The 13,968-nt window shown below is 31.4% G+C and carries 16 protein-coding genes; 4 read left to right on the plus strand and 12 right to left on the minus strand.

All coding sequences use genetic code 11. The features are described 5' to 3' along the window. Positions 1-7 precede the first annotated feature (7 nt). Complete coding sequence (gene rsfS / locus ACYU7A_RS11630) at positions 8-379, minus strand: ribosome silencing factor (RefSeq protein WP_298305835.1); 372 nt, start codon at positions 377-379, stop codon at positions 8-10. Positions 380-472: 93 nt separating this feature from the next. On the opposite strand from rsfS, the gene ACYU7A_RS11635 reads away from it, so the two are divergent. Then, positions 473-1,204 (plus strand): biotin--[acetyl-CoA-carboxylase] ligase, encoded by a 732-nt coding sequence (locus ACYU7A_RS11635; protein WP_460576733.1) that lies wholly within the window; start codon positions 473-475, stop codon positions 1,202-1,204. Between the two features lie 112 nt (positions 1,205-1,316). Beyond that, positions 1,317-3,446, plus strand: coding sequence for an elongation factor G (locus ACYU7A_RS11640; RefSeq protein ID WP_460576735.1), 2,130 nt, complete (start codon positions 1,317-1,319; stop codon positions 3,444-3,446). Between the two features lie 88 nt (positions 3,447-3,534). On the opposite strand, the gene ACYU7A_RS11645 is transcribed toward ACYU7A_RS11640, so the two are convergent. The 3 genes from ACYU7A_RS11645 to pyrE are packed head-to-tail and all read right to left on the minus strand — an operon-like array spanning position 3,535 to position 4,912. Further along, a complete protein-coding gene (locus ACYU7A_RS11645; protein ID WP_460576737.1) occupies positions 3,535-3,927 on the minus strand; it encodes an SRPBCC family protein in 393 nt (130 codons plus the stop codon). 9 nt (positions 3,928-3,936) lie between these two features. Further along, positions 3,937-4,260, minus strand: a complete 324-nt coding sequence (locus ACYU7A_RS11650) for a hypothetical protein (RefSeq protein ID WP_460576739.1) — start codon at positions 4,258-4,260, stop codon at positions 3,937-3,939. Positions 4,261-4,270: 10 nt separating this feature from the next. Then, entirely contained in the window at positions 4,271-4,912 is a 642-nt protein-coding gene (gene pyrE, locus ACYU7A_RS11655) for an orotate phosphoribosyltransferase (protein ID WP_460576741.1), read from the minus strand. 7 nt (positions 4,913-4,919) lie between these two features. Here pyrE and ACYU7A_RS11660 point away from each other — a divergent pair, with 7 nt between their 5' ends. Next, entirely contained in the window at positions 4,920-5,522 is a 603-nt protein-coding gene (locus tag ACYU7A_RS11660; protein WP_460576743.1) for an NUDIX hydrolase, read from the plus strand. Here the strand turns inward: ACYU7A_RS11660 and ACYU7A_RS11665 are convergent, their stop codons facing one another. Continuing rightward, positions 5,523-7,253, minus strand: coding sequence for a M14 family metallopeptidase (locus ACYU7A_RS11665; RefSeq protein ID WP_460576745.1), 1,731 nt, complete (start codon positions 7,251-7,253; stop codon positions 5,523-5,525). A gap of 99 nt (positions 7,254-7,352) precedes the next feature. Here ACYU7A_RS11665 and ACYU7A_RS11670 point away from each other — a divergent pair, with 99 nt between their 5' ends. Further along, the gene (locus tag ACYU7A_RS11670; RefSeq protein WP_460576747.1) at positions 7,353-8,696 is read left to right on the plus strand and encodes a DEAD/DEAH box helicase; all 1,344 of its coding nucleotides are present in this window, start codon (positions 7,353-7,355) and stop codon (positions 8,694-8,696) included. 6 nt (positions 8,697-8,702) lie between these two features. Here ACYU7A_RS11670 and ACYU7A_RS11675 read toward each other — a convergent pair whose 3' ends face one another. From ACYU7A_RS11675 to ACYU7A_RS11705, 7 genes are all read right to left on the minus strand, one after another. After that, a complete protein-coding gene (locus ACYU7A_RS11675) occupies positions 8,703-9,089 on the minus strand; it encodes a hypothetical protein (RefSeq protein ID WP_460576749.1) in 387 nt (128 codons plus the stop codon). 140 nt (positions 9,090-9,229) lie between these two features. Next, positions 9,230-9,769 carry a hypothetical protein gene (locus ACYU7A_RS11680; protein WP_460576751.1) on the minus strand — a complete coding sequence of 180 codons (540 nt, stop codon included), beginning with the start codon at positions 9,767-9,769 and terminating at the stop codon, positions 9,230-9,232. Positions 9,770-9,950: 181 nt separating this feature from the next. Continuing rightward, on the minus strand, positions 9,951-10,928 hold the full coding sequence (locus tag ACYU7A_RS11685; RefSeq protein ID WP_460576753.1) for a DUF6414 family protein: 978 nt from the start codon (positions 10,926-10,928) through the stop codon (positions 9,951-9,953). 205 nt (positions 10,929-11,133) lie between these two features. Beyond that, a complete protein-coding gene (locus ACYU7A_RS11690; protein WP_460576754.1) occupies positions 11,134-11,532 on the minus strand; it encodes a hypothetical protein in 399 nt (132 codons plus the stop codon). A gap of 208 nt (positions 11,533-11,740) precedes the next feature. Beyond that, positions 11,741-12,193, minus strand: a complete 453-nt coding sequence (coaD, locus tag ACYU7A_RS11695) for a pantetheine-phosphate adenylyltransferase (RefSeq protein WP_298141470.1) — start codon at positions 12,191-12,193, stop codon at positions 11,741-11,743. A gap of 63 nt (positions 12,194-12,256) precedes the next feature. Continuing rightward, positions 12,257-12,868: a zinc-ribbon domain-containing protein gene (locus ACYU7A_RS11700; RefSeq protein WP_460576756.1), complete on the minus strand. Its 612-nt coding sequence runs from the start codon at positions 12,866-12,868 to the stop codon at positions 12,257-12,259. Between the two features lie 103 nt (positions 12,869-12,971). Then, positions 12,972-13,958, minus strand: a complete 987-nt coding sequence (locus ACYU7A_RS11705) for a D-alanine--D-alanine ligase (RefSeq protein WP_460576758.1) — start codon at positions 13,956-13,958, stop codon at positions 12,972-12,974. Positions 13,959-13,968: the final 10 nt, after the last annotated feature.

Raw genomic sequence — 13,968 nt, forward strand, 5'->3', positions numbered from 1 at the left:
AGTGCTTTTAGTATTTGTTTTCTAAAGTAGTAATTTTGGCATCGCCCCAAAGACCTTCAATATTATAATATTCACGAATTTCTTTTTGAAACACGTGTACTACAATACTAACATAATCCATTAAAACCCATTCTGCATTGTCTGTTCCTTCAACGTGCCATGGTTTGTCTTTTATTTCTTTGGAAACAACTTTTTGAACGGAGTTAACAATAGCGTTAACTTGTGTATTTGATGAACCGTTGCAAATAACAAAATAATCGCAAACAGCGGTATCTATTTCTCTTAAATCAAGGATTTCAATATCATTTCCTTTTACTTCTTCTATTCCTTTAATGATGTTTGTTAATAAAACATCGGTACTAATTGTCTTTTTTGCCATCTAAATTTTATATAATTTGCAAAGGTATCAAAATTTGTGATTATTTTTGATGCTTAACATAAGTTTAAACTCTGTTTTATCAAAATAATTCCTATGAACTTAATCAAACTCGATGCCATAGATTCTACAAACGATTTTTTGAAAGAAATGTCAAGAAGTCAAATCGTAGAAAACTTTACCGTTGTAACTGCCAAGAACCAAACAAAAGGTAAAGGCCAAATGGGTGCGACATGGGAAACAGAAAGTGGTAAAAACTTAATTATGAGTATCTTGGTTAAAGAAGTGTTGAAAGATATTGATGAAATATTTCATTTGAATGTTGCTGTTGCACTCTCAGTAATTAAAGCTTTAGAACCCTTAAACTTGCCAAAACTTTCTATTAAATGGCCAAACGACATTATGGCAGAAAACAAAAAAATAGGAGGCATTTTAATAGAAAACAGCTTCAAATCTGACAATAAAATAGAATCTATAATTGGAATCGGATTAAATGTCAATCAAATCAACTTTGATAATTTGCCAAAAGCGTCTTCATTATACTTACTAAAAGGGAAAGAATTTGATTTAAATGAGGTTTTAGAAAAATTATTTTTTCAAATAAAAAAACATTGCAGTTTATTACTTTCCAATCAACATGATTTTCTGTGGAATGAGTATCACAAAAATCTTTTCAAATTAAACACGCCCATTGCTTTTTCAGACAATGAAAATAATCAATTTATGGGAATCATTCAAGGCGTAAATTATGAAGGTAGGTTGGAAGTACTTCTTAACGACGACTCTATAAAAACTTTTGGTGTAAAAGAAATTCAAATGCTTTTTTAATTAAAAAAACGACTTTCCAAAAATGTCAATAACATGATTTATATCATTTAGTTATTCCTATACTATTCCGAAATTTGGTAGTATAATTAATTTATAACTAAACCGAGTAATTATGGCAAATTTTGATATTAAACACATAAAAAATGTTGTTTTAGTTGGACACACGGGTAGTGGTAAAACGACTTTGGTAGAATCAATGCTTTTTGAAGCTGGATTAATCAATCGTCGTGGAACCATTCTTGATAAAAATACCGTTTCAGATTATACTGAAATTGAACATGAAAAAGGAAAAACATTCTTTTCAAAATTAGTAAATACGAAATGGAAAGGATATAAAATCAATCTTTTAGATACACCTGGATATGACGATTTTGCAGGTGAAATAATAGGAGCAATGCGAGTTGCCGATTGCGGATTGATGTTATTAAATTCGGCAATGGGTGTAGAAGTTGGAACCGATATTATTTGGGATTATACTAATGATTACAAACTTCCTATGCTTTTGGCAGTTAATCATTTAGATAACGAAAAATCAGATTACGATAGAACGGTAAATGAAGCTAAAGCTCACTTTGGAAATAATGTAGTTGTGGTTCAATATCCAATGAATCAAGGTGAAAAATTTGATGCTATCATTGATGTTTTAAACATGGTTTTATACAAATATCCGCAAGATGGAGGAAAACCTGAAAAGCTTCCTATTCCTGATTCTGAAAAAGAAAAAGCCAACCAATTGCATCAAGAATTAATTGAAACGATTGCAGGAAATGACGAAACATTGATGGAACGTTATTTCGAAAAAGGCGAATTAGACGAAGATGAAATGAAGTTAGGTTTGCATCATTCATTGATAAAACATGAGATTTTTCCAATTTTTTGTGTTTCTGCCAAAAAGAATATGGGAAGCGGAAGAATTATGGGATTTATTGATAATGTTTGTCCATCGGCTTACGAGATGCCTAAACAAAAAACAGTCGACGGTAAAGAAATTACTTGCGACGAAAACGAATCTACCTCAATTTTCGTTTATAAAACCTTATCAGAACCTCATGTTGGCGATTTGAGTTTCTTTAAAGTGCTCTCTGGAAAAATTAAAGTTGGTGATGAATTAACCAATGAAAACACCGATCAAATTGAAAGAATCAATCAGCTTTATGAAGTAGAAGGAAGTAAAAGAACTCCTGTTCAAGAATTGGTTGCTGGTGATATTGGCGCTACTTTAAAATTAAAAAATACACATACCAATAATACGCTTCACGAAAAAGGAAAACACATTGAGATTGTTCCGATTCAGTTTCCAAATCCAACGTTAACTATTGCTGTTGAAGGAACTAAAAAAGGTGAAGAAGAAAAATTGTCGATGGCATTACATCAATTAGTAGAAGAAGATCCAACTATAAAAGTTGAAGTTTCTCCAGAATTAAAACAAACCTTATTACATTGTCATGGTGAGTTACATTTGGCAATCATCAAATGGAAATTGGAAAATGCCTACAAACTATCGGTTGATTTTAAGACACCAAAAATACCTTATAGAGAAACCATTCGTAAAAGTGCGGATACGGTTTACAGACATAAAAAACAATCTGGTGGAAACGGACAATTTGCTGAAGTTTCTATGAAAATTGAACCTTGGTATGAAGGAATTGAAGAGCCAACAGGTTACAATATTCGTGGAAAAGAAGAACACGATTTACCTTGGGGTGGAAAATTAGTATATTACAATTGTGTCGTTGGTGGTGCCATTGATACTCGTTTTCATCCATCCATTATGAAAGGAATTATGGAGAAAATGCACGAAGGTCCGCTTACAGGTTCTTACGTTCGTGATGTGAGAGTTATCGTTTATGATGGAAAAATGCACACTGTTGACAGTAATGATTTATCGTTTAAATTGGCTGGAATGATGGCATTTAAAGAAAATTTTCACAATGCTGATCCACAATTATTAGAACCATTTTATTATGTTGAGATTCATGCTCCTGAAGAAGTTACAGGTTCTATAATGAGTACTATTCAATCGCACAGAGCTGTTGTTGAAGGAATGGATGCCGAAGGACAATTCTCAATTATAAAAGCACAAATTCCTTATGCAGAAATGCACGAATTTAGTAACGATTTACGTTCGCTAACACAAGGAAGAGCAAGATTTAATATGAAATTTGATCATTATGAAGCTGTGCCTTTTGATTTACAAAGAACATTGATTTCAGAATTTAGTAATCAAGAAGAATTAGTTTAGTTTTAAAATAGATTCTTTAAAAATGAAAAACCTCGTACCGAATTAGATACGAGGTTTTTCTATTTTGTATTCCGTTGGAATCTATTCTTTACAACTTGTGCATATTCTCAGCCAAAGTCTCAATAAATTTTGAAATCGGACCTTTAATCATCATCGCCATCATTGGGTTGAAATCACCTTCAAAATCTAATTTAACTTCACTAGAATTTTCAGAAATGGCATCAATACTCGCCACTAATGTAAACGGAAGTTTGTCACTTGCCGCAGCAAGATTAACTTTAGAATGTGGAACGCCTTCTTTCAAACGTAATTTGATTTCTGGCATACCTTTTAAACCAAAGTTGAAAATATCATCACCAAGAACTTCAAATTTAGCGATGTTCTCAGGCATTAATTTTTCAAAATTTTTCACATCAGATAATTGAGTGTATAAATACTCAGCCGATTTTTCTACAGTAACTTTTGGACTTTCTAAGTTCATTATATATTTTTATTTAATAGTATCTTTTGATTTTATAGCGGTTCCTTCAACAATATATTCAGTGTAAAATAAATGCATTTTAATTTTAATGGTACCATTTATTAGAATGTCATATCCTTCACCAGCGGATTTTAGAGCATTTTCAATTGCTTCGTCTATAGCTTCTTTTTTACTTTTTAAAAACACTTTAGCACTTCCACTAACTCTTACACCAACTTGATTAGTAATTGTTGTTTCTCTATTACTAAGAGAGGTAAAATTAACTAAACTAGTTGAACAACTTGTAAGTAAAAGTGATAATAAGGCAATTAAAATAGTTTTTTTAAAAATCATTTTTATATTGTTAAACATTCCAAGTCGATGGACTTTTACGCCATTCTTGTAATGTTTTTTGTTCTTCTTCTGTAATGTATTGTTTTTCTACAGCTAGTTCTAAAAGATGTTCGTAATTGCTTAATGTATTCAAATTTACATTTGCATTTTTGAAGTTTTCTTCGGCAACATCAAATCCGTAAGAGAAAATAGCTAACATTCCTTTTACATTGGCACCGGCTTCTTTCAAAGCTTCAACGGCTAGCAAACTACTATTTCCTGTCGAAATTAAATCTTCCACTACAACAACATTCTGACCTTTTTGTAAAAAACCTTCCACTTGATTTTGTCTTCCATGCTTTTTTGGCTCTGGTCTAACGTACACAAATGGCAGTCCTAATTCTTCTGCAACAAGTATGCCAATGCCAATTGCGCCGGTTGCAACACCTGCAATGACATCTGGTTTACCATAAATTTCTTCAATTTGCTTAGAAAATTCATCGCGAATGTAATTTCTAATCGCTGGAAATGAAAGCGTTAGACGATTGTCGCAATAAATAGGTGAGTTCCAACCCGAAGCCCACTTAAAAGGATTTGACGGATTCAATTTAATTGCATTTATTTGTAAAAGCAATTCGGCTGTTTTTTCGGCTGTTTCTTTATTAAAAATCATACTGCAAATGTATAAAGTTTTTGTGAACGATAAACCACTTTTTTTGACAAATGAAGTCGCAAAGGAAACCGACTTTCAATTGTTCTTACTTGAAAGTGTTGACATTGAACAGCTTATTGTAAAGATGTTCAACAATAAGATTAATAAAGCTTATTTGTATTATCCTGACGAAAAGGAAATTCTGAAAAAAGTAAAGGAAAAAATCCCTGTAAAAAAAGCTGGTGGCGGTTTGGTTTACAACAAAAATGGTGAAGTTTTATTCATTTTTAGAAACGGAAAATGGGATTTGCCAAAAGGCGGTTGCGATAAAGGTGAAGAAATTGAGGATTGCTCGATAAGAGAAGTGGAAGAAGAAACTGGTGTTCAAGGTTTGAAAATCACTAAAAAACTTCAAAAAACGTATCATGTTTTTAAACGTAATGGTGTTTACCGACTAAAGATTACTAGTTGGTTTGAAATGAGAACCGACTTTGAAGACAAATTAACACCTCAAAAAGAAGAAGGAATTAAAAAAGCCGTTTGGTTAAAACCCGAAGATGTACAAGAGGCTTTGAAAAACTCTTACGAAAATATCAAATTGTTGTTTGAAGAAGAAAGTATGTTAAAATAGTTACTCCATTATCCTATAAACTGGATATTGCAAATGCACTTTTTCGTAATAAATAGAGTTTTTATGAACCCAATCTAATTGCGCTTCTGGGTTTTCTGCGAAGGCTTTATCTTCTAATTTCTTTTGTTCTAATTTCGCTCGCAATTCTGGATTTTTGTTCAAATAGTCATTTGCTAAATCTTCAAAAACATAATCGGAATAACCTTCTTTTTGTTGTAACAAAGTGTCAAAAAAGTTCCAATTGAAAAAACTATCCATTGCTTCTGGTTCTAAGGTTTCTACTAGAAATTTAACTCCCATTTGGTCGGTTTTGAACAAATAATCACCTTTTCTAAAATTCATCTTTATTTTAGAACTTACAATTTTTGTACTGTTGTGCGGATAATGACCTTCGTAAGCATTTTTCGCAGTTTTATAATCGGCAATTCTATAACTTTCTACTTCAATTATTGTATCGGTTTTTAATCTTCTGAATTCTAATTTGTTTTCTTTCAAACGATCGATTACAGGCCAAAAACCTTGCGGAATAATATAAGCATCCGGAATTTTTACAGTTTGAACCGATTTAAAATCAGCCATGAAAGGAATGTACTTTGTAAACGGAAGTTTTCGGTCGTAATACAATCGTTTGCCTGAAGTTACATCACTTTTTTTGTATTTTCCTTCGTAACCAAGAAACGGAATTTTGGTAATTTTGGTCGTATCAATTTCCCATTTAATAGTATATTCACTTTTAGCTTGAAATTGTTTTTGATTTTCTAATCGTTTGGATTTTATAATTTTATAATTTTTATCGGCAAAATTTATTGTGGAAACCATAAACTCATAAGTAGCTTTCACACGACTGGCGTAGTTTTTCAACATGTGCGTTTCTACCACAAAACCAATCGTATTAAACAAAGAAGTATAACCTGTAGCATACCTCGGACTTTCAAAAAACTGTTGAAAACCTTCGTCTGGTGTGCCATGCCAAACGTTTACATAAGGTGTTGTTTCTATCTTTTTTTGCTGTAAATCTTTTACAATCGATGGCGTCAATTCGTTTTTCATGTAATCGCCTAAAGCAGTTCCTAATTTTTTAGGTTCGGTCATGATGTAGGTCAACGTATATTGATAATCTGCGCCATTGCTCACATGATTGTCTATAAAAATATCGGGATTAAATTCTTGGAATATTTTATAAAAACTATGCGTGTTTTTGGTATCCGATTTGATGAAATCTCTGTTCAAATCAAAGTTTCGAGCATTGCCACGAAAACCATATTCCTCTGGACCATCTTGATTGACGCGTGTTGTCGAATTTCTATTCAAACAACCACCAATATTATACACCGGAATCGCAACCACAATCACATTCTTTGGCACTTTAATTTTTCCTAAAGCCAAATCGCGGTACAATTGCATGGTCGCATCAATTCCGTCAGGTTCGCCGGCGTGAATTCCGTTATTGATTAATAGGATGCTTTTTTCGGAAGATGCATAATTTAAATCAAATTCTTTATCAGGATTAAAAATTACTACTTGCAAGCGTTCGCCACTATCGGTTTCACCCATATTTAAAACTTGAATGTTTTCAAAATCCAAATCCAATTGCTCATAATAACGAAGTATTTCTTCATAATCAGCACTTTGATTGCCATTTCCTTTTTCAAAATAGGTAGTGTATTTCGAATTATCTTGAGCCAAAATAACCGTTGTAAATAGGAGGAAAGCAATTTTTATAAAACGCATGAGTGTAATTTTTTTAGATTTTCAAAAGTAATTAACTTTTTCCAACTAGTATTTCGTAATTCATAATTATTAATTCATAATTGGCTTTATCTTTGCCAAATGAATAAAAATCCACATTCCAATAATGTTCATCTCAATTTAGGTATTGAGGAATTAAACGAAATGCAAGTTGTTGCTCAGGAAACCATCTTGAACGACGCCAATGTTTTATTACTTTCACCTACAGGTTCTGGAAAAACGCTAGCTTTTTTATTGCCCATTTTTCAAATGTTGGACGATACTTGCAAAGACGTTCAATGTTTAATTTTAGTTCCATCGCGTGAATTGGGTTTGCAGATTGAGCAAGTTTGGAAAAAAATGGGCACCGATTACAAAGTAAATGTTTGTTATGGTGGACATTCTATAGAAACAGAAATTAAGAATTTATCAAATCCACCGGCGATTTTAATTGGAACGCCAGGTCGAATTGCCGATCATTTGGACAGAGGAACTTTTGCTGTGGATGCGATTCAGACCTTGGTTTTGGATGAATTTGATAAATCGCTGCAATTGGGTTTTCATGAGCAAATGAGTTTTATCATTTCAAGATTGAACAAGTTGAACAAACGCGTTTTGGTTTCGGCGACTTCCGATATTGAAATTCCGAAATACACACGAGTTTTGCAGCCAACGGTTTTGGATTTTATTCCAACGGAAGATTCGAGTAGCAATTTGAGTTTGAAGATGGTCGTTTCTAAAGAAAAAGACAAAATCAATGCGCTATTCAATTTGCTTTGTTCTTTAAAATCGGAAGCGGCGATTATCTTTTGCAACCATCGTGATGCTGCCGAACGCATTAGCGACACCTTGAACGAAAAAGGAATTTATTCGACGTATTATCATGGTGGCATGGATCAAGACGAACGCGAACGTGCTTTAATTCAGTTTAGAAACGGAAGTGTGAGTTATTTAATCACGACCGATTTAGCAGCGCGCGGATTAGACATTCCCGAAATGAAACACGTGATTCATTATCATTTACCGTTAAAAGAAGACGAATTTACCCATAGAAATGGTCGTACGGCAAGAATGTTAGCTTCTGGAACGGCGTACATTATTGCGCACGAAAGTGAGAAAAAAATGGAGTATTTAGATTATAAAATGCCTGTTTTAAATGTAGAAAACGCAACAACGTTACCAAAACCACCCGAATTTCAAACGATTTATGTAAGTGGCGGAAAGAAAAACAAATTGAATAAAATTGACATTGTAGGTTTCTTTTCTCAAAAAGGAAAACTAGAAAAAGGTGATTTAGGTTTGATTGAAGTAAAAGATTTCATTTCGTTTGCAGCCGTAAAAGCGAATAAAGTAAAACAATTTCTTTCTAACATTCGCGATGAAAAAATGAAAGGAAAGAAGTTTAAAATTGAAGTTGCTAGGAAGGTTGTAAAGAAAGAGGAGTAGGAGTTTTTATTCTTCAAACTTTTCTAATTCACTTAGTTTTTTTTCTAAATCTTCTGTCATTACAAGTTCTTCGAAACAGGATTTACATACCCAATCAGAACCATCGAAATAGCCAGAAGTTTCAACATATTTACTTTCTTCTTCACCAATTATCATAAAACAAATTTCGCAATGATCATTTATCCAACCGTTTTCGACAAGATCAAATTGATTTTTATCATAGGATTGGCCAATATATAATCTAGATACAAAGTCAGTATTTTTTTCTTTTAGCCCTGGACGAGCAAACCAATTTTTGTATATGATTTTTTCTTTTTCTAATTCTTCAATCATTTCACGAATGTGATTGATTTCTACAGTATCATTTTTTAATTTGACAAAAATGTTTTTCATAGATAGCTTTTTAATTGAGTTAATGTACAGTAGATTACAACATTTGAGACGATTTATTACTTTTAATTTCAAGTAAAAAACGGTATGAAACTAATGCATTTAAATTATTGAAAAACCACTTATAGCTGAAGGTTTAACTTCTAATATGTTTCAGAATTTGCTTTTATATATTTAACTAATTCATTTAACATTGATTTATATGTTTCATCTGAAACATGTGTGGTTCCCGCACTTATACCAATGTAATTTGTTTTTGATTTTCCTGTGACGGTGAATATTTCTTTAGTGTCTGGTTTGTACAAACTCATTTTAACAATATTATCTTTTTCTTCTGATATGAATAGACAAAGAAATTTTTTGTATTTTGTATAAGCATTGATTAGACCATCTTTTCCATAAAAATCTCCAACTTCTTTTTTGAATTCTGATTTTTTAATTTCTTTTTCGAATTCTTTAAATGTTTGGAACTTGTCAAAATATTTTATGGTTTCAAAATATTGTCTGAATTGAACTCCAGCAGGAATTAGAATTAAACCTTTAAATTCATCAAGATTTATAGAATCATTTTTGATTACAATTGCTATTTCATCTGTTTTAAATAGATTATCATTTTCATTCTGGGCAAAGCTTAATGTAGAAATTAAGATAAATATGTAGATAAATTTTAAATTAAGTTTCATTTTTATGATATTAAGGTGTTTATATAACTTTTAACAAGGTTTCACGACTTCAAGAAGTGGAGATGAATCCAATACCAAGCCTACACAAATATGACCAAAACTTTGAACTAAAAACTTTTTTTGCATTTCAAATAAGTCACATGTTTTACCATTTCTTTAAAAGGCTGTTGTAGGTAGTTTTTTATATTTCAATATAAAGTGCAATTGGGTCAATTACATATTCGTAATTCAGTTTTCCTGTAAAAGTTGTTTCTAAATTAGTTAAACTTGAAACCATATTCATCATAGCTTCTTTCATATTTAATTCTACACCTTCTATTTGTTTTGGTTTAAATTGTTCAAAGATTTGTTTTTTACTTTCCGCAGTAAGTTTTTGAGTTAAAATACCAAAAAGTTTGAATTCTTTTTCAGTTTCTCGAGAATATTTTTTTATTATTGAATATTCGTCTTCTTTTAAATTTTCTCTTTTTAATTGAGCACTAAAAAGTTGAAGCATTTCATTTTCTGATATTATAGGAATTTGAACTTCAAATTGTTGATTATATCCGTAATCTAAAACAAAAGCTAAATTTTTTAAAAATTCATCATCCATATTTAATCCTTGCTCTAATAGAAATTTTTTAAAATCTGTTTGAGATTTCACCATTGAATTTGCTTTAGCTTTTTGATTTCTATCTGTAATTGTTTTCAAAGTATCTTTAATTACTTTAACTTGCTCGTCAAATGCAGCTTTTTGAGTGATATAACCAAAAGCCTCACCGATTTGATTAAAGTTTTTAATAGTATCCTCCATTATTTTCAAATCATTGAATATCACATTACCTGAAATTTTTACAAAACTATAATCTGAAATTTTGCCGATACTTTCTTTTATATTTGATTTATTTAATTCTAAAACTCTATTTTCATTGATTAATGTTTCTTCAAACAAATTATATGAGAAATCGTGAAGGAATTTTTTCTCTGTTTGATTAATATCTTTTTCAATAATATCACCCAAAACTTTTCCACTTCCAATTGGTCCTTTTTGTGTTTCCGCTTCTTTAGTATTCGTTGTTTCAGATTTAACAATATATTCTGTTAAACCTTCAAATAGTTGTGAAGAAATTGAATACATCTTATAATTATCTAAATATATGAAAGAACGTAATTTTTTCATTTTTTATTTGTTTTTGAATTATCTTGGTTAATATTATTTTCTTTTTCAACTAGGTAACCTTTGGATTTGTTTTTGTCAGTTATAAACTTTCTCTTTCTTTCCAAATATTCATTATAATATTTATTTCTAGTTTCTACGATAGTTTGTATTGATAGGAAAAGTCCAACGATAGAAATAATAGTTGTTAATATTAATATTATATTTATCATTTTTCTAAAGTATTTAATCGGTTATAAATTGAGTAACTAAAAATAAAAGAAACAACAGCCAAAGAAATTGAACAGCCCTTTAAAATAATTCTGTCTAAGTCTGGATTCTTCTTGAAGTCAGTATATGTAACTATTGCTAAAATTGCTGAAAAGAACGCAATTGATATTATAGAAAAACCTATTTTCTTTGTTTTCCATAGCATATCTGTAAAAGTTCTATCTTCTAATTCGTTAATATTTGTCAAATTCAAAACTAATCCTAACACTATAAAATCAGTTTCATTTAACCAATAATCTAAAGTTGCAGTTTTGTCAATTAGTGCAATAAAAGACCTTATCAAAAAAGGAATTAAACCAATTAATACTGTGTAAATTAACCATTTAGTTTTCTTCATATTCGTTATTTTGCGTAAAATTGTTGCTAACTTGTATATATGCGCCACAAACAAACATTTACAATTATTTGTAAGCGTTTGTAATTAATCGTAAATATATAAAAATACTTACAACAATAATTACGGTTTCCCTCATTCCATAAAAAAAAGCTAAAAATTAGTTCTAACTTTTAGCTTTTTAAATAGTATTTTGTAATCTGCAATCTGTTTAAATCCTCACAGAATCGGGTACTAAAACCGTATAATCGCCACCATTTCGCAATACATCGCGTACAATACTTGAGGAAATGTAAGAGGTTTTGGATGCGGTTAATAAGAACACGGTTTCAATTTTAGACAATCTTCTGTTGGTGTGGGCAATGGCTTTTTCAAATTCAAAATCGGCAGGATTTCGCAAGCCACGTAAGATGAATTCGGCTTTTTCTTTTCGGCATAAATCAATCGTCAAACCTTCGTACGTGATTACTTTTACTTTGGGTTCGTCTTTAAAAGCTTCTTCGATAAAGCGTTTTCGGTCTTCAAGAGAAAACATGTATTTTTTTTCGGCATTGATTCCAATGGCTACAATGACTTCATCAAACAGCGAAATGCCTCTTTTAATAATGTCGTAATGACCATTTGTAATAGGATCAAATGAACCTGGAAATATGGCTTTTTTCATTTTATACTGAATTTATTTCAGTATCTCTTTTACTGAAATTTATTAAAATATATTTAAGTGAAATTAATCTCTATTTATTGCAAAAATGGTGTCTTTTTTATAAAGATCTTGAATCATTTGTCTTGTGTAGGAACCTCTGAAAATAGAGTAATTTTTTTCAACATCGATATCATTTATACCTGATGATTTGTCGGTTTCATAATCGTTGAAGGTTACATATACACTGTCTTTATCTACTTTATCAACTCTTGCAGTGCTGTAATGACCGTTGTCAATTTTCATTTCATAAACATCACCAGCTTTTGGAGCTTTTAGGTATTCTGCTTCTTTTTTCTCTGTTTCACCAGAACTGTAAATTCCAATGGCAACTAAAACAGCAACAATTCCCAATCCTGAAAACATCCAAATTGGAGTTTTTGCACCATCTTTTTCTTTCTCTCTGTCTAATTTTGTTTGGATAGGTTGCGGTAATTCACTGTATTCAAAGGTTCTTTTGCAATTATTACATTCAGCAACAGTTGTTTTCCCAATTGGAAAAAACGGAATCCAATATACGTGAGCATACTTACCGAAAACGGCGTAATTCATTGAAGTATTGGTTTCACAATGAGGACAATCTACATTGATTACTTGTCCGTTTTTGATGTTGCTTGCTTTTGTTCCGTAAAAAATCATAGTTTTTGGTTTTGGTTAGTTTTTTTATTGGTTGTCGGTTGTCGGTTGTCGGTTGTGAGTTAACAGTTAACAGAGAACTGATAACCGACAACTGACAACTGTTTTATTTCTTCCAAATTAGTTTTCTCTGTAAAGCTAAACTAATTTCGTTATCTAGCAAATCACTCATAGGCATATTCGAGTAAGCCGCTTGTTGTGGAAAAATACTTTGTGGTGATAAACCCGGATTGGTATTGATTTCGATAAAATGCGGAACGTCATTCATAATGATAAAATCAGTTCTTGAAAAACCTGACATTCCAAGTGCTTCATACACTTTTTTAGCCGTTTCTTCAACACTATTTTTAATTTCTTCTGAAAGATTTGCTGGCGTAACTTCTTCTGATTTGCCTAAATATTTGGCTTCATAATCGAAGAAATCATTTTCAGATAAAATTTCGGTGATTCCCATCACTTTGGTTTCACCTTTATATTTGATAACGCCAACCGAAACTTCTCTTCCTTTTAGATACGATTCAATCAAAATATCATTGTCTTCTGCGAAAGCAAAGGCTAACGCTTTATCAAAATCTTCTAGCGAATTTACTTTGGAAACGCCAAGTGAACTTCCAGATTGATTGGGTTTTACAAAGAACGGCAAACCTAATTCTTGAGCCACTTCGTTTCCATCAATAGCATCACCTTTTGATAAATAAATAGAATTGGCTTTTGGGATATTAAATTTTGATAACACCGAAAGCGTATCACGTTTGTTAAAAGTCAAACTCGATTGGTAAAATCCACAACCTGTGTACGGAATTTCTAGTAATTCCCAGTAGGCTTGCATGTGTCCATCTTCGCCTGGAGTTCCGTGAATGGTATTGGATATCACATCAAATTTGATGGTTTGGTTGTCTTTAGTGAATGAAAAATCAGCTTTGTTTATTGGGTATTTTGTTCCGTCAATTAGGCAATACCAATCGTTCAAAAGGATGTGAACTTCAAATACTTGGTATTTTGATTTGTCTAAATTGTTTAAGATTAATTGACCACTTCTTAAAGATATTACAGATTCATCCGAATATCCACCCATAACAACGGCTACGTTCATTTGATTTTAT

The sequence above is a fragment of the Flavobacterium koreense genome (genome assembly GCF_054776075.1).

Excerpts from the sequence above, each read along its gene's own strand:
- ACYU7A_RS11680 (WP_460576751.1), bottom strand. The coding sequence starts at position 9,769 with ATGAAACTTAATTTAAAATTTATCTACATATTTATCTTAATTTCTACA.
- ACYU7A_RS11660 (WP_460576743.1), top strand. The coding sequence starts at position 4,920 with ATGTATAAAGTTTTTGTGAACGATAAACCACTTTTTTTGACAAATGAA.
- ACYU7A_RS11690 (WP_460576754.1), bottom strand. The coding sequence starts at position 11,532 with ATGAAGAAAACTAAATGGTTAATTTACACAGTATTAATTGGTTTAATT.
- ACYU7A_RS11705 (WP_460576758.1), bottom strand. The coding sequence starts at position 13,958 with ATGAACGTAGCCGTTGTTATGGGTGGATATTCGGATGAATCTGTAATA.
- rsfS (WP_298305835.1), bottom strand. The coding sequence starts at position 379 with ATGGCAAAAAAGACAATTAGTACCGATGTTTTATTAACAAACATCATT.
- ACYU7A_RS11640 (WP_460576735.1), top strand. The coding sequence starts at position 1,317 with ATGGCAAATTTTGATATTAAACACATAAAAAATGTTGTTTTAGTTGGA.
- ACYU7A_RS11635 (WP_460576733.1), top strand. The coding sequence starts at position 473 with ATGAACTTAATCAAACTCGATGCCATAGATTCTACAAACGATTTTTTG.
- ACYU7A_RS11645 (WP_460576737.1), bottom strand. The coding sequence starts at position 3,927 with ATGAACTTAGAAAGTCCAAAAGTTACTGTAGAAAAATCGGCTGAGTAT.
- ACYU7A_RS11685 (WP_460576753.1), bottom strand. The coding sequence starts at position 10,928 with ATGAAAAAATTACGTTCTTTCATATATTTAGATAATTATAAGATGTAT.
- coaD (WP_298141470.1), bottom strand. The coding sequence starts at position 12,193 with ATGAAAAAAGCCATATTTCCAGGTTCATTTGATCCTATTACAAATGGT.
- pyrE (WP_460576741.1), bottom strand. The coding sequence starts at position 4,912 with ATGATTTTTAATAAAGAAACAGCCGAAAAAACAGCCGAATTGCTTTTA.
- ACYU7A_RS11665 (WP_460576745.1), bottom strand. The coding sequence starts at position 7,253 with ATGCGTTTTATAAAAATTGCTTTCCTCCTATTTACAACGGTTATTTTG.
- ACYU7A_RS11700 (WP_460576756.1), bottom strand. The coding sequence starts at position 12,868 with ATGATTTTTTACGGAACAAAAGCAAGCAACATCAAAAACGGACAAGTA.
- ACYU7A_RS11675 (WP_460576749.1), bottom strand. The coding sequence starts at position 9,089 with ATGAAAAACATTTTTGTCAAATTAAAAAATGATACTGTAGAAATCAAT.
- ACYU7A_RS11650 (WP_460576739.1), bottom strand. The coding sequence starts at position 4,260 with ATGATTTTTAAAAAAACTATTTTAATTGCCTTATTATCACTTTTACTT.
- ACYU7A_RS11670 (WP_460576747.1), top strand. The coding sequence starts at position 7,353 with ATGAATAAAAATCCACATTCCAATAATGTTCATCTCAATTTAGGTATT.